16 protein-coding genes and 1 pseudogene are annotated in these 17,202 nt (G+C 65.2%); 5 read left to right on the forward strand and 12 right to left on the reverse strand.

From position 1 onward, the window contains the following. Positions 1-55: 55 nt before the first annotated feature. A complete protein-coding gene (locus tag DLM46_RS26255) occupies positions 56-937 on the forward strand; it encodes a metal-dependent hydrolase (protein ID WP_115105348.1) in 882 nt (293 codons plus the stop codon). A gap of 185 nt (positions 938-1,122) precedes the next feature. Here DLM46_RS26255 and DLM46_RS26260 read toward each other — a convergent pair whose 3' ends face one another. After that, positions 1,123-1,677: a putative glycolipid-binding domain-containing protein gene (locus DLM46_RS26260; RefSeq protein ID WP_115105349.1), complete on the reverse strand. Its 555-nt coding sequence runs from the start codon at positions 1,675-1,677 to the stop codon at positions 1,123-1,125. 371 nt (positions 1,678-2,048) lie between these two features. On the opposite strand from DLM46_RS26260, the gene DLM46_RS26265 reads away from it, so the two are divergent. From DLM46_RS26265 to DLM46_RS26275, 3 genes and pseudogenes are all read left to right on the forward strand, one after another. Continuing rightward, entirely contained in the window at positions 2,049-3,014 is a 966-nt protein-coding gene (locus DLM46_RS26265; protein WP_115105350.1) for an urea transporter, read from the forward strand. 51 nt (positions 3,015-3,065) lie between these two features. Further along, positions 3,066-3,842, forward strand: a complete 777-nt coding sequence (locus DLM46_RS26270; RefSeq protein WP_115105351.1) for a class II aldolase/adducin family protein — start codon at positions 3,066-3,068, stop codon at positions 3,840-3,842. A gap of 48 nt (positions 3,843-3,890) precedes the next feature. Continuing rightward, positions 3,891-4,085, forward strand: a pseudogene (locus DLM46_RS26275) (4-oxalocrotonate tautomerase); the annotation flags it as partial. Between the two features lie 59 nt (positions 4,086-4,144). Here DLM46_RS26275 and DLM46_RS26280 read toward each other — a convergent pair. After that, positions 4,145-4,855: an HAD-IA family hydrolase gene (locus tag DLM46_RS26280; RefSeq protein ID WP_115105353.1), complete on the reverse strand. Its 711-nt coding sequence runs from the start codon at positions 4,853-4,855 to the stop codon at positions 4,145-4,147. A gap of 134 nt (positions 4,856-4,989) precedes the next feature. Here DLM46_RS26280 and DLM46_RS26285 point away from each other — a divergent pair, with 134 nt between their 5' ends. Further along, complete coding sequence (locus DLM46_RS26285) at positions 4,990-5,961, forward strand: LysR family transcriptional regulator (protein ID WP_115105354.1); 972 nt, start codon at positions 4,990-4,992, stop codon at positions 5,959-5,961. Here DLM46_RS26285 and DLM46_RS26290 read toward each other — a convergent pair. The 10 genes from DLM46_RS26290 to DLM46_RS26335 form a co-directional block, all read right to left on the reverse strand. Further along, complete coding sequence (locus DLM46_RS26290; protein ID WP_244306368.1) at positions 5,932-6,390, reverse strand: helix-turn-helix domain-containing protein; 459 nt, start codon at positions 6,388-6,390, stop codon at positions 5,932-5,934. The genes DLM46_RS26285 and DLM46_RS26290 overlap by 30 nt on opposite strands. Further along, the gene (locus DLM46_RS26295; RefSeq protein WP_244306369.1) at positions 6,387-7,574 is read right to left on the reverse strand and encodes an NAD(P)/FAD-dependent oxidoreductase; all 1,188 of its coding nucleotides are present in this window, start codon (positions 7,572-7,574) and stop codon (positions 6,387-6,389) included. Before DLM46_RS26295 ends, DLM46_RS26290 begins: the two co-directional genes overlap by 4 nt. Beyond that, a complete protein-coding gene (locus tag DLM46_RS26300) occupies positions 7,571-8,941 on the reverse strand; it encodes an FAD/NAD(P)-dependent oxidoreductase (protein WP_115105355.1) in 1,371 nt (456 codons plus the stop codon). Before DLM46_RS26300 ends, DLM46_RS26295 begins: the two co-directional genes overlap by 4 nt. Further along, positions 8,926-9,240: a (2Fe-2S)-binding protein gene (locus DLM46_RS26305; RefSeq protein WP_115105356.1), complete on the reverse strand. Its 315-nt coding sequence runs from the start codon at positions 9,238-9,240 to the stop codon at positions 8,926-8,928. Before DLM46_RS26305 ends, DLM46_RS26300 begins: the two co-directional genes overlap by 16 nt. Then, positions 9,237-11,084 carry an ABC transporter ATP-binding protein gene (locus tag DLM46_RS26310; protein WP_115105357.1) on the reverse strand — a complete coding sequence of 616 codons (1,848 nt, stop codon included), beginning with the start codon at positions 11,082-11,084 and terminating at the stop codon, positions 9,237-9,239. Before DLM46_RS26310 ends, DLM46_RS26305 begins: the two co-directional genes overlap by 4 nt. Next, positions 11,084-12,055, reverse strand: a complete 972-nt coding sequence (locus DLM46_RS26315; protein WP_115105358.1) for an ABC transporter permease — start codon at positions 12,053-12,055, stop codon at positions 11,084-11,086. Before DLM46_RS26315 ends, DLM46_RS26310 begins: the two co-directional genes overlap by 1 nt. Then, positions 12,052-13,005, reverse strand: coding sequence for an ABC transporter permease (locus DLM46_RS26320; protein ID WP_115105359.1), 954 nt, complete (start codon positions 13,003-13,005; stop codon positions 12,052-12,054). Before DLM46_RS26320 ends, DLM46_RS26315 begins: the two co-directional genes overlap by 4 nt. A gap of 106 nt (positions 13,006-13,111) precedes the next feature. Next, positions 13,112-14,728 (reverse strand): ABC transporter substrate-binding protein, encoded by a 1,617-nt coding sequence (locus DLM46_RS26325; RefSeq protein WP_115105360.1) that lies wholly within the window; start codon positions 14,726-14,728, stop codon positions 13,112-13,114. A 69-nt stretch (positions 14,729-14,797) separates the two neighbouring features. Further along, entirely contained in the window at positions 14,798-16,081 is a 1,284-nt protein-coding gene (locus tag DLM46_RS26330; protein WP_115105361.1) for an NAD(P)/FAD-dependent oxidoreductase, read from the reverse strand. A 91-nt stretch (positions 16,082-16,172) separates the two neighbouring features. After that, positions 16,173-16,841 carry a haloacid dehalogenase type II gene (locus DLM46_RS26335; RefSeq protein WP_115105362.1) on the reverse strand — a complete coding sequence of 223 codons (669 nt, stop codon included), beginning with the start codon at positions 16,839-16,841 and terminating at the stop codon, positions 16,173-16,175. Positions 16,842-17,202 lie beyond the last annotated feature (361 nt).

A 17,202-nucleotide genomic window follows, 5' to 3' on the forward strand; every position in this document is an offset into this window, starting at 1 on the left:
GTTCAAACCGATCAGTCAGATCAGCAGCACATAAGGGATCACAAGGAGAAAGGCCATGATGCCGGTTCGCCGCGACCTTCGCTTCAACTTGCCGCAGGACCGTGCGTGCAATTGGCACGTGCAAGGCTCGCATGTGACGCACTTTTTCAACGCGCTTTCGCTGCTCTTTCCTGCCGGCGAGCGTTTCTTCATGGATAGCGTGCGCAACTATCGCGACCAGATCGACGATCCGGTCCTGAAGAAGCAGGTGCTGGGCTTCATCGGCCAGGAAGCCATGCATACGCGCGAGCACATCGAATACAACGATCTGCTGCAGGAAGCCGGCTTGCCCGCGCACAAGCTCGACAAACGCTTGTGGGCGATTCTCAACTTCGGCCGCAAGGTCCTGCCGCATTCATATCAACTCGCGATGACCGTGTGCCTCGAGCACTACACCGCGATGCTCGCGGGCTTGCTGCTGGAAGACGCCACGCGCATCGGCGGGTCGGTCGAAGGCTATACGCAGATGTGGACCTGGCATGCGCTCGAGGAAACCGAACACAAGTCCGTCTCGTACGACGTATGGAACGCGGTGCTCAAACCCGGCCTCGGCCGTTACCTGCTGCGCACCGGCACGATGCTCGCCACCACGCTGACGTTCTGGCTGATCGTGTTCGATTACCACGTGCGCCTGATCCTCGCCGACCACCAACGCGAAGGCCATATCCGCGGCATGTGGCGCGTGGTGAAGTATCTGTACGGCCCGCGTCACGGCGTCTTTCCGCGTATTGCCGGTGAATGGCTGAGCTTTTTCCGGCCGGGGTTTCATCCGTGGGATCACGACAATCGCGCGCAACTGGCGCGCATCGACGGGCTCCTCGCCGCTGTCGACGCCGCCAATGCAGCCACGCCGAGCGCCCGCAAGGCGGCGCGGCGCGGCGTGCAGGCGGCCGCGTGATGCGCGACACGCTGCCGGTCCAGCCCGGCGACGTGCGCCTCGCGGTCTACGTGTGCGGGCCGTTGGGTCGTTTTGCGCGAACCCGAGCGGATTGCGGCAAGCATCGAGCGCTTTGTCGAGCGGCATCGAGTGGTATCGAATGGACAGCGGAACGGGCACCGGCGCGGGCAACCCGGACAGCTCCGTCAACGCGCGCGCGGCAAGCGGGTGAATAGCGTCGGGTAGTCGATCACCAGGCCGTCGCCATCGACCTTCATATTCGCCGTGAAATTGCGGAAGATGCCTTCGTAGCGATACTCGTGGTTCAGCTCGATGCACGAATACGCCTGCTCGACACGCGTGACCTGCAAATCAGGCGTCGAAATGTACGCCACGGAAATCGGCTGACGCTCGCCAACGGCCAGCTGCAAACGGCGAATCGGCAGCGTGTTGGTGAACGGGGTCGCCGCTATATCGATGTCGATACATCCCTCGATCGAGCTCAGCAGGATGCCGTGGCCGTCTCGCCAATGGCCCGCGCCGTCGCCGTGCAATTCCAGCTCGCCGCCGCCGACGATCTTCAGCCACGCATACCTGGTGCGCCATTGCGAATCGCAGCGCACCTTGTAGTGCAGACCGTAGGCCTTGCCGTAGCGCTGCCCGACCACGGCGCTTTCGACCGCAACGCCTCCGTCGCGGGCGTCGAACGCCAGATGCTCGACGCCGTCGCCCTCTTCCGATGCCCATCGTAGTTCACGCATCAGCACGTCTCCTGGTGGAACGGCGTGGCGAATCCGTAGGTCCGCGTGCCGCGGCTCCATATCGTAGCGCGAACGTGCTGCGAATGTGGTGCGAACGTGGCGCGAGAGCTCGCGGTTCGCCGACTTCGTTCGCGACGGCGCGCCGGTGTTACGCCGGTGTCACGCAGACATCGCACTGATGTCGCGCTGATGTCGCGCTGATGTCGCTCCTGACTCGCGCCGCTGTCGCAAATAGCCACTATCAATGCGCGCGAATGCCCGGCGCGGCGTCGGTAGCCTATCCTCGCGGGTTCAACATCCAACCTGATCTGGCGCATGGGCCTGTTCGCATGCGCCGGACTCGCTCATCGAAGTCACGCCGCCCTTCAGCCATGCATGCCGCCGCCACCGAAGCACAATCCGCCGCCTTGCGCACGCTGTTGCGCAGCTTCGGCCAGATCGTGCTGCAACCGAACGCTTTCACCGGTGCCTGCCTGCTCGCCGCATGGCTGCTGTGCGATCCGCGCCTTGCGTGCGCGGCGCTGATGGGCGCAGTCGCGGCAAACGTCAGCGCGGTGTTGGCCGGCTATCGCGAGGACGAGACGCGCGCCGGCCTGCATGGCTTCAACGGCGCGCTGGCCGGCCTCGCCGCCTTCAGCTTCATTGCCGACGATGCGACCGCTGCCGCGGTGGCGATTCTCGCCGCGACCGGCACCGCGTGGCTGCTGGAGCCATGGTCGCGCTGGTTGCGCGCGCGCAGGCTCGGTTTTTTCTCGAGCCCCTGTCTGATCGTGACGTGGTTCTGGCTGCCGCTGGTGAACAGCGGCGCTCACCCAGCGAGCCTCGCCACGCCACTGACGTTCAGCAGCGCGCAATTGATCAGCGGCCTATTCTCCGGCTTTGCGCAAACCGGCTTTGCATCCGGCGCGCTGCCAGGTTTGCTGGTGTGGCTCGGGATTGCCGCGGCATCATGGCGGCACGCGCTCTGGGCGCTAGCCGGCGCAGCCCTCGCGAGCGCCGCGCACCTGCTGAGCGGCGCCAACGCAAGCTCGTTCGACGCGGGCCTGTTAGGATTCAACGGCGCGCTGACCGCGATCGCGCTCGCTGATAGCTGCGTCGCGGCGACGCTTGGAGGCGTGGCGCTTTCGGTCGTGCTGCAAATGGCTGCCGCTTTCTACGGCTTGCCGGCCATGACGGCGCCGTTCGTACTCGCGACGTGGAGTATGCAACGGCTTAGCCGCCGCGGCCGCCGCGTCAGGCGTCAGACGGCAACGCCCGAGTTGGCGGCACATGCCGAAACAGAGCGCGCCGCGACGGCATCGGCATCGGCATCGGCATCGGCATCGGCATCGGCATAGACCACACGCGAGTTAGCGACGTCAGTAGCAAAGCAATCTCAGGAGACAACCATGTCGTTCACCCACACGCCCGCAGGCCGCATCGCCGAGACGGGCCCCATCTCCGCGGAGGAACAGCGGACCCGCGTCGACCTGGCCGCCGCATATCGCCTCGCGGCGCTCAACGGCTGGGACGATATGATCTACACGCATATCTCCGCGAGCGTTCCCGGCGAACCCGGTCACTTTCTGATCAACCCGTTCGGCCTCGCGTTCGACGAAGTCCGCGCGTCCAATCTGGTGAAGATCGATATCGAAGGCAACATCGTCGGTGCGAGCGAGCATCCGGTCAACGCCACCGGCTTCGCGCTGCACGCCGCCGTGCATGCGGCGCGCACCGATGCCTTCTGCGTGATGCACTTGCACAATACGGCGGGCGTTGCGGTGTCCGCGCAACCGGCGGGTTTGCTGCCGGCGTCGCAACATGCACTGCGTTTTTACGGCCAGCTCGCGTACCACGACTATGAAGGCCTCGCCTTCACGCCGGCCGAGGGCGAGCGCCTCGTCGCGCATCTGGGCGACAAGCCGGCAATGTTGCTGCGCAATCACGGCACGCTGACCACTGGCCGTACCGTCGCGGAAGCCTACGTGCTGATGGCGACGCTCATCAAGGCATGCGAAATCCAGTTGCAGGCGCAGGCATGCGGCACGGAACTGGTTGTCCCGCCCGGCGCGATAGCGGCACGCACCGCCGAACAGCTGTACGACGGCGGCGCGGTGGAAGGCGCGCTGGAATGGCCTGCTTTGCTGCGCAAGCTCGACCGGATCGACCGCACGTTTCGCGACTGAGCTGGCGTGACTCGATCCGCACGCTAACTTCTTCAATCCCGGAGACACGCCATGCCCACGTTTCACATCGAACTCTTCGAAGGCCGCTCGCTGGAACAGAAACGCCAGTTCGTCGAAGCCATCACCAAAGCGACCTGCGAATCGCTCGGCGTCGAACCGAACTCGGTGGATATCATTCTCACTGACGTGAAACGCGAAAACTGGGCCACGGGTGGGCGATTGTGGTCCGACGCGGATGCGTGAGCGTCAGCCAGCGTCGCCAAACGTCGACCAGTCCGAGATATCCGGTACTCAAACGGGACTCAAGCGCCCCGCGTTTCCGCCTCGACCGCGTCGGCCAGCGCCGCCATCGTGGCGAATCTGAACGTCGGCGTCGTGACTTCGGACGGCGTCGGCGTCGCGCCGAAACCCTTCAGGCCCTGACGGCGTTCGATCCAGCACGTCGAATAACCCAGCGCGGTCGCCACGCCGATATCGTGATACTGGCTCTGCGCCGTATGCAGAATCTCGCCGAACTTGTAGCCGAACGCCGCCTGCCGTCCACGGTTGTATGCAAAGAATTGCGGATTGGGCTTGGCGACGCCGGTTTCATCGCACGTCACCGTATCGTCGAACGGATCGCCGAGCGTGTAGGCGTAAGACGAAAGCGCCACGCGATCTGCATTCGTCATGGCGACGAGGCGAAAGTGTTTGCGCAGACGTTTGAGCGCATCGACTGAATCGCTGAATGCGGGCCAGTCGAGCACGTCGCGCTGGAACGCAGCGGCGGTTTGCGCGTCGTCCGGCAGACCCAGCTCTTGCGCGAGCGACAGATAAACATTGGCCATCTCCTTGCTCGAGCGGCCCGGATGCTTTTCACGGCCGCGCATGTAGGGCTGGAAGATCTGATCGTCGGTCAGGTCTTTTGCTGCGTCGCCGCCGAGCCGGCGCACCGAGGCGAGCACCCCGCTTTCAAAGTCGATCAGCGTGCCGACGACGTCGAAAGTCAACACCTTGAATTGAGTCAATTTCATTTCGTAATCCTTTGAAGTCCGTAACTAAGATTCAGTGAATGACGCCAGGTCTTGCCGCGCGTTTCGAAAAAATATACGGGCCGATCTTATTGACAGCAATTCCCTAATTGTTGGATCGGGCATAACATCAGGTTATGCCGAATCTCCGTCGAAAACTGCCCAGCGCGAACGCCTTGTTCGTGTTCGAAGCCGCCGCCCGTTGTGGCAATTTCACGCGCGCGGCGCAGGAGTTGTATGTCAGTCAGCCGGCTGTCAGCAGAATGCTCGCGCGCATGGAAGATCATCTCGGCGTGCAATTGTTCGAGCGGGTGCGTGGTGGGATTGAACTGACGGAAAACGGCAGGATTCTCTACCGCAAGATCAGCGAGGGGTTCGGCGGAATAGAAGACGCGCTGCGCGAAATCGAAGCGCGCGCCACCGGTGTGGAAGCCGTCACGCTCTCGGTATCCACGGCGTTCACCACGCATTGGCTGATGCCGCGGCTGAACCGCCTCAAGCAGGCGTTCCCGTCGATCGATCTGCGTTTTCAGCTTATTTCAGGGCGCATCGGCGGTCCGCTCGTCGACGTCGATCTCGGCATGCGATTCCTGAGGGAGGAAGAGTTCGACGCCAACAGCGCGCTCGTGATGCCCGAGACGCTGCTGCCGATCTGCAACCAGCGCTATTACGCGCAGATGCAGCAGGAAGCCGGCCGCGAAAAAGGCGACACGGTGATCGTCATGGACGACGAAGAGCGCGGCTGGCATGAGCGCTTCACAGCGTTCGCGGAACATCGGCGGCGGGCGGCCAACATGCTGAGCTTCAACGACTACTCGATCGTCGTGCAGGCCGCGCTGCTCGGCCAGGGCATCGCGCTCGGCTGGCTCAACGTAGTGGCGCGCTGGCTGTGCGAAGGCGCACTGGTGCCGGCCGAAAACGAAATCATCGTGACCAACCGGCGCTTCTGTATCGTCGCGCCGCCCAATCGTCCGATGCGGCCCGTCGTGGCGAGCTTGCGCGACTGGATCATCGAAGAAACGCGGGCGGATATACGCTCGGTCGATCGCACGCACCCGGCGCTCGGCATCCGCGCCGCGCTAAAGAAAACCGGGCTGGCGCTCGGCTGAGCGCTCGGCGTTCAGCAAGGTTGCGGGCGCCTCTACCCTCGCCGCACGTTTCGCGGTGGGCGCAGAAGCAGCCGAGCGTTGCTTGCCGCCATGCGTCGCCGCGTTCGCTGCCGCGCGTTCGATAAACATGCTGGGCGTCATGCCGCAGCATCGTTTGAAATGGCGGCCGAAATGGCTCTGATCGAAGAAGCCGACCTCGGTCGCGACGACGGACCCTGGCACGCCTTCGAGCAACAGCGTCTGCGCGCGCTGAATCCGCAGCCCGCACAGATACCGGTACGGCGACGACCCATACTGCTGGCGAAACACGGTCGCAAACCGCGAAACGCTGAGCGCGGACAGCTCGGCAAGCTGCGCGAGCGTCACCGGCTCCGCGAAATGCGCTTCGATAAATGCTCGGGCCGCGCTAAGCGCAATCGACTGTTTCATGACGTCGCGGCCTCGGAACGGGCGGCCGGACGCTTCGCAAAACGCGCGATGGCAAACGCGTCGAGCGCAATCGGCGTACTGCCTGTGGCGACGAGTTCAGCGAGCGTCTCGCCTACGCCCGGGCCGATCTGGAAACCCGAGCCGCAGAAACCGAACGCGTAATAGAGACCGTCCACCTTGCTGCTGGGTCCGATCACCGGCTCGCCGTCGGGCAGATAACTCTCCACCCCGCTCCACACGCGAATCACGTGCAGCGGCGCCATCGCGGGCACGAGGCGGCGCAGTTGCGCCAGTTGCCGCACGGTGTTGATGGGCAACACCGAGGCGCGGCTCGTCACGGCATCGGCCGGACCGGCAGGACCGCCGCCGACGATGATGTTGCCGCGCGGAATCTGGCGGAAGTAGATGCTCTCTTCCTTCACAGAAGTGAACACGCCCATCGACGACCTGTACACGTACGGCACCGGCTCCGTGACGGCCATCTGCGGCCCGCTCGCGGTCAGCGGCACGGCTTCGCCGAACTGCTCGGAGAGCCGGTTCGCCCAGGCGCCCGCGCAGATCACGAGTTGCGCCGCGCGATAGACGTCGCCGCACGCGCTTTCCACGCGAAAACGGTCGCCGTCCTTGTCGACCCGGACGATCTCGGTGTTCTCCACGATCCGCGCGCCCAGACGCGCGGCGGCCCGGCCGAACGCCGGCGCGGCGAGACGCGGGTTCGCGTGGCCGTCGAGCGGCGAAATCGATGCCGCCAGCACCTCGCGCCCGAGAAACGGAAAGCGCCGGAACATGGCTTCGCCGTGCAGCACTTCGAGTTCGAGACCATAGGCGCGCGCGTCGATCGCGTACTGGTCGAAATTTTCCACGTCCTTCTGGTGGTAACACACGCGCGTATGGCCCGACGGCAGGAACTCGACGTCCTCGCCTAGCAGTTCTGCGGAGCGCTGCCAGGTCCGCAGCGCGCGGTTCGCCATCGCCAGTTGCGGCAGCGTGCGGCCTTGCCGGCGAATGCCGCCGAAGTTCACGCCGCTCGCCTGCTGCCCGGTGAGTCCGCGCTCGAGCAGGATCACCGAACGGTTGCGCTGACGCAGGAAGAACGCTGTCGTGGTGCCCATGATGCCGCCGCCGATCACGATCACATCGGCTTCGGTTGCGTTCGTTGCGCTCGTTGCGTTCATGGCGCTCATTCGTTCACCTCTTCGATCAGCGCCACGGGCAGCGGCTTGACGGGCGCCTGCCCGCGCAGCCGCCCGACCGAGGACAACGGCACCGACGCCGCCGCCGCGATCACTTCGGCGCCGGCGTGGCCGCAATAGCGTCCCTGGCAGCGGCCCATGCCGACGCGCGAAAACGCCTTTGCGCGGTTGGCCTCCCGCGCGCCGGTCTCGTGCACGACGCGGCGCAATTCGCCTGCGGTAATCGCCTCGCAGCGGCAAACGATCGTTTCGTCCGGTAGCGACGCGGCGAATTTCGCCGGCCACGGAAAGGCTTTCCGCAAACCCGCGGCAAAGCGCGTGAAGCGAGCCAGTTCGGCACGCAAACGCTCGACGCCCTCGACCCGCATGCCCTGATCGTGCATCGCCGCGAGCGCCGCGAGGCGGCCCGAGCGTTCGGCGGCGTCCGCGCCGCGAACCCGTGCGCCATCGCCCGCGAGGTAGATGCCCTTCAGGCTGCTGCGGCCGTCCGCGTCGATTTGCGGCAGCCATTGCTGGGTACTCTCGTCGAACAGAAACCGGCAACCCGCGAGGTCCGCCAGCTGCGTTTCGGGACGCAGGTGATAACCGAGCGCGACCGCCTCGCACGCGAGCTCCAAACGCTCGCCGCCGGGCAACGCGACTTCGACGCCGCTCACGCCCTGTTGCGGCGAACCCTTGATTTCGACCGGCCGCACGCCGCGATAAACCGGCACGCGCGCCCGCGCCAGTACGCGCGTCAACGCAATGCCCTTTCTGAGCGCGGCGGGAATCGCCAGCAGCCGGGGCAGCGCGGCAACGCGCTGCATGAACGTCGACGTATCCAGCACCGCGGCCACCTGCGCGCCGGCCTTCACGTATTGCGCGGCGACGAGATACAGCAGCGGGCCGCTACCCATCATCACGGTGCGCGCGCCAATTGCGCAGCCCTGCGATTTCAACGCGACCTGCGCCCCGCCGAGGCTATAAGTGCCGGCCAGGTGCCAGCCCTTGACCGGCATCAGCCGGTCCGTCGCGCCGCTGCAGACGATCAGCGCGTCGAACGCGAGCGTGTGATACCGCGTCCCGCTCACCAGGTGCGCGGTGTTCGGCGAGATGTTCCAGACCAGCGTTTCCGGCAGATAGTCGATCCGGTTCTTCAACGCATCGAAGCTCTGATGCAACGCCGCGGCGCGCGCCGCCTCGGTGCCGTAGAGCGTCTCGTAGCTGCGCGAAAACCCTTCCGGCTGCCGTCGATAAATCTGCCCGCCGTCGCGCCGCCCTTCGTCGACCACGACAGGCCGCAGCCCCGCTTCGACCAGCGCCTGCGCGGCGCGCACACCCGCCGGGCCGGTCCCGATGACGACTACACGCGGGGCCATACGCCCTCCCCGGCCTCGGCCAGCTTCGTGACGATCGACATGCCCGGCGCGGCCGGCGTACTGCAGGCGCGAACCCGCTCGCCTTGCGCGGTCCAGACCCAGCAGTCCTGGCACGCGCCCATCAGGCAGAAACCGGCGCGGCGGCCGTCGCCGAATTCCGAATCGCGCAAGGCCGTCACACCGGTCAGCAGCGCGACCATCAGCGTGTCGCCCTCGGCGGCCTGCTGCACGACGCCGTCCACCGTGATCGGAAAGGTATTGCGGCCGGTCTCCGCGACCCGTACAAATCGTCCGCTCATGCCGGTATCACCTCTGCGGTTTGCAAGCGGCTCAATTCGGCCGCCGGATGGTGGCAAAGAATCTCCGCGCCCGAAGGCAGCTTCTTCAGCGACGGCGGCGTCATATTGCACAACCCGTCGATGCGCACCGGACAGCGCGCGCTGAATGAGCACAACTCGCGGATGTCGGCGTTCGGCCCCAGCGGCGGCAAGGCGGCCGCGCCGATCTCGCGGCGCGCGTCGAGCCAGCCGGGCTTCAGCGCGGGCACGGAATCGACCAGCAGCCCGGTGTACGGGTGATACGGCGGCGCCGCGAGCACGTCGCGCTGCCCGGCTTCCACGCGACGCCCCGCGTACAGCACGATCACTTCGTCGCAGATCGCGCGCACGGTCGAGATATCGTGGCTGATGAACATGTACGACACGCCGAGCTCGCGCCGCAATTCGCCCAGCAGGTCGAGGATCGCCGCACCGACCACCGTGTCGAGCGCGGAGGTGACTTCGTCGCACAGGATCAAGGCGGGATCGGCGGCGAGCGCGCGCGCCAGGTTCACGCGCTGCTTCTGACCGCCGGACAGTCCGGCAGGCGTGCGCGTGGCGATCGACGCCGGCAGCTTGACCAGATCGAGCAGTTCCAGCATGCGTTTCTTCGCGGCGGAACCACTCAGACGGTGATAGAAGGCGAGCGGCCGGCCGAGGATATCGGCAATCGAATGACTCGGGTTCAGCGCGGTGTCGGCGTTCTGGAACACGATCTGGATCTGCCGGTATTGCTCCGGCGTGCGCTGCGACAGTTGCGCGGGCAACGGCTTGCCGTTGAACAGCACCTCGCCGCGCGCGCGGTCGACTAGACCTGCCACTACCCGCGCCAGCGTCGTCTTGCCCGAGCCGGACTCGCCGATCACGCCGAGCGTGCTGCCGCGCGGGATCGACAGGCTCACGTCGTCGAGCACACACACAGCGGGTACGCCGGAACGGTCGAGCCGTCCATAACCCGCCGCAAGGCTGCGAATTTCCAGCAGCGGCGGCAGCACGCGGCCGGTCTTGTCGGCGAGCGTGTCGAATTCCATTTCCGGGCGGCGCGTCGCGGCGAGCAACTGGCGCGTGTAGGCATCGACGGGCGCGTCGAGCACTTGCGCGACCGCGCCGTTCTCCTTCACCGCGCCGCCGTTCAACACGACGATCCGGTCCGCCATTTGCGCGACCACCGCCAGGTCGTGCGACACATATACGGCGGTCGTGCCGAGTTCTCGGACCACTTTCTTGAACGCCGCGAGCACTTCGATCTGCGTGGTGACGTCGAGCGCGGTGGTCGGCTCGTCGAACACGACGACGGCCGGATCGGTAATCAGCGCCATCGCGGCCATCAGCCGCTGCAACTGGCCGCCCGACACCTGGTGCGGATAGCGGGCGCCGATCGTCTCCGGCGCGGGCAGCGCGAGCGCGCGGAACAGGCCGACCGCCTTGGCGCGCGCTGCCTCTTTCGTCATCAGCCGATGCAGCAGGGCCGGCTCGGTGACCTGATCCATGATCGTGCGCGCCGGATTGAAACCCGCCGCCGCGCTCTGCGCGACATACGCGACGGTCCGCGCCCGCAACGCGCGACGGCCGGTCGCGTCGAGCGACAGCACGTCCACGTCGCCGACCCGCACCGAGCCGCCGCTGATCGAGCAACCGGCGCGCGCATAACCGAGCAGCGACAGCGCGATGGTCGTCTTGCCGGAGCCGGACTCGCCGATCAGCGCGAGCACCTCGCCCTTCTTCACCGAAAAATCGACACCCTTGACGATCTCGGTCACCGGACCCGGCGCCGCACCCGCGACGACCCGCAGGCCCTTCACTTCGATCATGTCGTGAGCCGCCATCACGCACCTCCTTGACCACGGCCACGGCGCCGCAGGTTGTCGATCAGCAGATTCATGCCGATGGTCAGCGTCGCGATCGCGACGGCCGGCATCAGTACGGCAGGCGCGCCTTCCGACAGGCCGCCGATGTTCTCGCGCACGAGCGAACCCCAGTCGGCGTTCGGCGGTTGCACGCCGAGGCCGAGGAAACTCAGTCCGCTGAGCAGCAGGACGATGAACACGAAGCGCAGGCCGAAATCGGCGAGCATCGGATGAATCATGTTCGGCAGCACTTCCACGCGCGCGATGTAGAAAATGCCCTCGCCGCGCGCTCGCGCCACCTGCACGTACTCGAGACCCATCAGGTTCACCGCGAGCGAGCGCGAAATACGGAAGGCGCCGGGAATATAGGCGAGCGCGGCGACGGTCGTCAGCATCGGGATCGACGAACCGAACGCGGCGACCACGACCAGCGCAAGGACCTTGCTCGGAATCGAAATGAGCGCGTCGAACAGGCGGCTCAGGATCTCGTCGACCCAGCGTGTGGACACGGCCGCCAGCAGACCGAAAAACGTGCCGATCACACTGGCGAGAACGGCTGCCGCCAGCGCAAGGCCGACCGTGTAGCGTGCGCCATAGAGAATCCGGCTCAGCATGTCGCGGCCGAGATAGTCGGTGCCGAGCGGATAAGCCGCGCTGTAGGAGCCGAAAATTTCCGTCGAGGTCAGCGCGCCGCCCTTGTAAGGCGCGACCAGCGGCCCGATGAACGCGACGATCAGCCAGAAGGCGACCAGCGCGAGGCCGATCAGGCCCAGCACGGAAAAGCGGTGAACCAGCCGTCGCAACGCACCTTGTTTTGGCGCTGCGGATTCTGCTGCCGGTTCTGCTGCCGGTTCGGCTGCCGCCGGCTCGACGACGAGCTCGTCGCGGCTCACGTCGTACAGTTCCGTGCCGGCGTGAGGAACGTGGGGGTGGGTGGGTCGGCTCATCATTGACGCAGCCTCGGGTTGGATACGATTTGACACAGGTCCGCGATCAGCACGAGCGCGAGATACGCCGCGCAGAACACCATCACGCATCCCTGCACGAGCGGCATGTCGCGGTTCGTGACGGCATCGACCATCAGGCTCGCGAGACCGGGATAGTTGAAGATCGACTCGACGATCACCACGCCGCCGAACAGATACGACAGGCTCAACGCCACCGCATTGGCGATCGGGCCGATGGTGTTCGGCAGCACATGCCGCAGCACCACGCGCACCGGCGAGGCGCCCTTGAGCACGGCCATTTCGACATACGACGAATTGAGCTGATCGAGCACCGCGGCGCGCGTCATGCGCGCCATCTGCGCGACGATCACGCAGCACAGCGTCATCACGGGCATCGCGTAGATGCGCAGCAGCGCGCCGAACGAGTGCACTTCCGACAGATACGAGAGCGCGGGCAGCCAGCGGAGCTTGACGGCGAAGATCAGCACGGCGATCGTCGCGATCAGGAACTCCGGCACGGCGACCGTCGACAGCGTCAGCACATTGAGCACGCGGTCGAGCAGCGAGCCGCGGAACATCGCCGACGAGATCCCGATCAGCAATGCGACCGGCACAGAGACCAGCGCCGTCAGCCCGGCCAGCACCAGCGAGTTGGGCAGGCGCGTGGCGATCAACTGGCTGACCGGCAGGTTGTTCGACATCGAAGTGCCGAAGTTGCCGCTGACAATATGAACGAGCCACTCGAAGTAGCGCTGCAACGCCGGCTGGTCGAGTCCGAACTGATGCCGCAAGGCCGCCACGGCTTCCGGGGTTGCCGCCTGGCCGAGCGCCTGTTGGGCGGCGTCGCCGGGAAGCAGTCCCGTGATGCCGAACACGACGGCCGACACCAGCAGCAGCGTAAGCAGCGCGAGGCCGAGGCGCGCGGCGATGAGTCGTTGCGCGTGTGCTTTCATCGAGAGTCGCCTCCTTGATTAAAACCGCACGCCGGCAAAAGCGGCGTGCGTGTTGCCGGGTTTGACTTCCCAGTTCGTCAGCCTGGAACCCCTTCCTTCATTCACCTCAAGCGTCGAGCCAGACGTTTTCCGCAAACATGAAACCCATCAGACCCGCGAGCGGGATCGAACCGAGGCCCTTGAGTTTCGACGTGTACGCATCGAGCGAGCTCTGGAACAGCGGAATGCCGACCCCGCCGGTTTCATGCACCAGCACCTGCATGTCGCCATAAATCTTCTTGCGCTTCGCGTCGTCCGGTTCGCCGCGCGCCGCAACCAGCATCTGGTCGAACTTCGGGCTCTTCCAGTTCGCTTCGTTCCACGGTGCGTCGGACTTGAAGAACTGGGTGAAGATCACGTCGGCGCTCGGACGCGCGTTGATATTGCCGAAGCCCAGCGGATGCTTCATCCAGTGGTTCGACCAGTAGCCGTCGGCCGGCACGCGCGACACCTGCAGATTCAGACCGGCTTGCGGCGCCACCTGCTGCAGGAACATCGCCATTTCCACCGAGCCTTCCGCTGCCGGCGACGCGAAGATCTGGATCGGCGTGCTGCCGACCTTGGCCTTCTGGAAATGGAACTTCGCCTTGTCCGGATCGAAGGTGCGCTGCGGCAGTCCGGCCAGGTAGTACTTGTTGGTCGGATCGATAGGCTGGTCGTTGCCGATCGCGCCGTAGCCCTGGAAGATCGCGCGGCGCATCTGCTCGCGATCCTGCAGGTACATCATGCCTCGACGAAAATCGTCGTTGCCGGTAATGCCGGCTTCGTCGCGCACCACCAGGTCGGTGTACTGGCCCGTCTTCGTCTCCAGCACGGCGAAACCGCCGGCGCCCTTGATCTGCGCGGTCGAACGCGGGCTCACCGCGTTGATCAGCTGCACGTCGCCCGAGAGCAGCGCGTTCACGCGCGCGGATTCGTCGCCGATGCCGATCAACTCGACTTCGTCGAGGTGCGGCATGCCCGGCTTCCAGTACTTCTCGTTCTTTACGCCGACCGTGCGCACGCCCGGCGAGAATTCCTTGACCTTGAACGGGCCGGTGCCGACCGCCGTTTTGAAGTCCGTGGTGCCGTCCTTGATGATGAGGAAATGCGAGGTGGCGAGAATCACCGGCAGATCGGCGTTCGGACCTTCGAGCGTGATCGTCACTTCGTTCGGGCCGGTCGCCTTCACTTCCTTGATCTGATCGGCCAGCGTCTTCGCTTTCGATGCGGTCGCCGGATCCTTGTGCCGCATGATCGAATACACCACGTCGGCGGGCGTGAGCGACTTGCCGTCGTGGAACTGCACGCCCGTGCGCAGCTTGGCGACCCACACCGTCGCATCTTTCGTATCCAGCGAGGTGGCGAGCGCCATCTTCGCGCCGAGATGCGAATCGAGTTCGGTCAGGCCGTTGTAGAACATGTTGCAACGGACGTAGTCGGTGCCGAGCGAGCCCTTCGCGGGATCGACGGTATCGGCTGCGGACGCGGACTGCGTCGCCACCCGGATCTTGCCGCCCTGCTTCGGCTTCGCCTGGGCGAATGCCGCGCCGCTCGCGCTCAGAAGACCGGCGCCCGTCACCGACATCATGCCGGCGGCGGCCATCGCACGCAGCACGTCGCGCCGCGAGGCGCCTTTGGCCGTCAACTGCTCCAACCCGGTGTCGAGCTGGACAGCGTCTTGTTGCGAGATTTCCTTATTCATCGAACAATTCTCCGCGAGGGTTGGCAGGGATGCTGTGTGGTTTTGGCTTACAGATAAAACAACAAGGACTCAATAAAAAATGTCTTTGATGCGGTAATACGTCCCCACGAGCGGCAGGAACCAGGGCTTGCCGGTGTGGCCTGGAATGGCCGGCCACTCGGACTCGCGCCACGGGTTGCGCTCCTCGTGGCCGTCCATCACGTCGGCCATCACCTGGCCCATGTGCGTCGACATCTGCGTGCCGTGGCCGCTGTAGCCCATCGAGAAATAGAGTCCGTCGTGCTGGCCGGCATGCGGCAGACGGTCGGCGGTCATGTCCACCAGACCGCCCCAGCAATAGTCGATGCGGGCGTTGGCCAGCATCGGGAACATCCCGGCGAGGCCTTGCTGCAGAATCCGTCCGCTCTTCGCGTCGGACGGCCGCTCGGACGCCGTGAAACGCGCCCGGCCGCCGAACAGCAAACGCGAATCGGGTGTCACGCGGAAGTAGTTGTGCATCAGCCGCGTGGTGGTGTACGCGCGCCGGTTCGGAAATACTTGCGCCAGCAGTTCCGGCGACAGCGGTTCGGTCACGACGATGAACGAACCGACCGGTGCGAGACGCCGCCGGTACCAGCCGAACGGACCATGCCGCGACGGGCCGGTGGCGATCAGCACCTGCTTCGCGCGCACTTCGCCGCGCGCCGAGGTGACGCGATAGCCACCGCCGCCGCCGCCGTCCTTCACGATCGCGGAGACCGCGGCGTTCTCGTAAAGCTTCGCGCCGCGGCGCACAGCGGCATCGGCGAGACCGACCGTAAACTTGCCCATGTGCATCTGCCCGCCATGCCGCTGCAGCAATCCGCCATGGAAGCTGTCCGACTGGATTTCACTGCGAATCCGCTCACGGCCGATCAGTTCGATATCCGTATCGACTTCACGCCGGATCAGCTCTGCCGTCTTCTCCAGATGCGCCAGGTGGTGCGGCTTCGACGCGAGCTTCAGCTTGCCGGTCGCGATGTAATTGCAGTCGATGTTTTCCTCGCGGATCAGACGTTCGACGGTGTCGACCGCATCCGCATACGCCCGATAACAGGCGCTCGCCCGTTCCACACCGAGTTGCGCGACCAGTGCGACGAAGTCCTGCGCGACGCCGGTATTGACCTGCCCGCCGTTGCGCCCGGACGCGCCGCCGCCGATGCGCCCGGCGTCGAGCACCGTCACCGAGGCGCCGCGCCGCCCGAGGGCCTGGGCCGCCGACAGTCCCGTGAAGCCGCCGCCGATCACGACCACATCGGCCTGGCCGTCGACCGGACCTTCACACGCCGAGAGTAGCGGCGGCGCGGTATCGAGCCAATAGGAGTCGAGCTTCATCCGGTCGGTCCTTGGGTTGGGCAATGAGCGTGGCGGTGAATGGGCAAACTGCTTGTGCAAACGGCTTCCGGGCAACGCGCACAAACCGCGCTTACAGGCCGAGTTCCGACGCGAGATGCGGGATGTCGTTGACTTCGTAGTACTGGTAGTACGGGGTCGAAGGCTCGTGGCCGCGGTTGACGAATGCCTTGTGCTTGACTCCCATGTCATGCACGGTCATCAGGTCGTAGCGCAGGCTCGACGACACGTGCAGCACGTCTTCCGGATTGCAGTTCAGCTGGTCGAACATGTATTCGAAGCCCTGCATGCGCGGCTTGTACGACTGCGCCTGCTCGGCCGTGAAGACCGCGTGAAACGGTGCGCCGAGCTTGTCGACGTTGCTCTGGATCTGGTCGTTCGACGCGTTCGACAGGATCACCAGCTTGTACTTCTTCGCGAGGCGCGACAGGCCTTCCGGCACGTCCGGATGCGGACCCCAGGTCGGCACCGCCGTGTAGATCTTCTCGGCTTCCACTTCATCGAACTCGACATTCATGCGCTTGCAGGCACGGCGCAACGCGTTGACCACTACGTCGCGATACGGCTTCCATGCGCCGAGCACCTCGTCGCGGCGATAGCCCGCATAGAACGCGACGAGCTTCTCGAGGTCTTCGCCATGCAGCACGTTGCCGAACATTTCACGGGTCATGTCGGCCATGCGGAATTTCGTGAGCGTGCCGTAGCAATCGAAGGTGATGTATTTCGGTTCGAATTCGATCATGGTGTCGGTCCTTATCGTTGAGATGAACTCGCGGCGAGTTCAGTGGCGAAAACAGTAAAAGCTCATTCCTTTAAAAGATTTAATCAGCGCAAAAACATAGATGTTCCTGATTCGGGCGCCGCCGGTGACACAAAACATTCGTTTTGAGGCCGTCGCACAGCAGAGTCTGCGGCGGCCGGGCGGAAAGCCCGCCCGCGTTGGCGCGGCGGCCTGCCCAGGGTAATCGCCAGGGCAACCGTCAGGGCCGCAGATCGATCAGCACGCTCTTGAAGCGCAGATTCGCCTCATAGGCCTGGCGGCCGAGATCCTTGCCGATGCCCGAGCGCTTGTAGCCGCCGGTGGGGATCATGAAGTCGGAGGT

Source organism: Paraburkholderia lacunae (assembly GCF_003353175.1).
Taxonomy (GTDB): Bacteria; Pseudomonadota; Gammaproteobacteria; order Burkholderiales; family Burkholderiaceae; genus Paraburkholderia; species Paraburkholderia lacunae.

What these genes read in the sequence shown, in the direction of transcription:
- DLM46_RS26290 (WP_244306368.1), bottom strand. Translation starts at nt 6,390, where the DNA reads ATGAAACAGTCGATTGCGCTTAGCGCGGCCCGAGCATTTATCGAAGCG.
- DLM46_RS26255 (WP_115105348.1), top strand. Translation starts at nt 56, where the DNA reads ATGATGCCGGTTCGCCGCGACCTTCGCTTCAACTTGCCGCAGGACCGT.
- DLM46_RS26320 (WP_115105359.1), bottom strand. Translation starts at nt 13,005, where the DNA reads ATGAAAGCACACGCGCAACGACTCATCGCCGCGCGCCTCGGCCTCGCG.
- DLM46_RS26260 (WP_115105349.1), bottom strand. Translation starts at nt 1,677, where the DNA reads ATGCGTGAACTACGATGGGCATCGGAAGAGGGCGACGGCGTCGAGCAT.
- DLM46_RS26280 (WP_115105353.1), bottom strand. Translation starts at nt 4,855, where the DNA reads ATGAAATTGACTCAATTCAAGGTGTTGACTTTCGACGTCGTCGGCACG.
- DLM46_RS26300 (WP_115105355.1), bottom strand. Translation starts at nt 8,941, where the DNA reads ATGGCCCCGCGTGTAGTCGTCATCGGGACCGGCCCGGCGGGTGTGCGC.
- DLM46_RS26285 (WP_115105354.1), top strand. Translation starts at nt 4,990, where the DNA reads ATGCCGAATCTCCGTCGAAAACTGCCCAGCGCGAACGCCTTGTTCGTG.
- DLM46_RS26305 (WP_115105356.1), bottom strand. Translation starts at nt 9,240, where the DNA reads ATGAGCGGACGATTTGTACGGGTCGCGGAGACCGGCCGCAATACCTTT.
- DLM46_RS26295 (WP_244306369.1), bottom strand. Translation starts at nt 7,574, where the DNA reads ATGAGCGCCATGAACGCAACGAGCGCAACGAACGCAACCGAAGCCGAT.
- DLM46_RS26310 (WP_115105357.1), bottom strand. Translation starts at nt 11,084, where the DNA reads ATGGCGGCTCACGACATGATCGAAGTGAAGGGCCTGCGGGTCGTCGCG.
- DLM46_RS26335 (WP_115105362.1), bottom strand. Translation starts at nt 16,841, where the DNA reads ATGATCGAATTCGAACCGAAATACATCACCTTCGATTGCTACGGCACG.
- DLM46_RS26265 (WP_115105350.1), top strand. Translation starts at nt 2,049, where the DNA reads ATGCATGCCGCCGCCACCGAAGCACAATCCGCCGCCTTGCGCACGCTG.
- DLM46_RS26315 (WP_115105358.1), bottom strand. Translation starts at nt 12,055, where the DNA reads ATGATGAGCCGACCCACCCACCCCCACGTTCCTCACGCCGGCACGGAA.
- DLM46_RS26325 (WP_115105360.1), bottom strand. Translation starts at nt 14,728, where the DNA reads ATGAATAAGGAAATCTCGCAACAAGACGCTGTCCAGCTCGACACCGGG.
- DLM46_RS26270 (WP_115105351.1), top strand. Translation starts at nt 3,066, where the DNA reads ATGTCGTTCACCCACACGCCCGCAGGCCGCATCGCCGAGACGGGCCCC.
- DLM46_RS26330 (WP_115105361.1), bottom strand. Translation starts at nt 16,081, where the DNA reads ATGAAGCTCGACTCCTATTGGCTCGATACCGCGCCGCCGCTACTCTCG.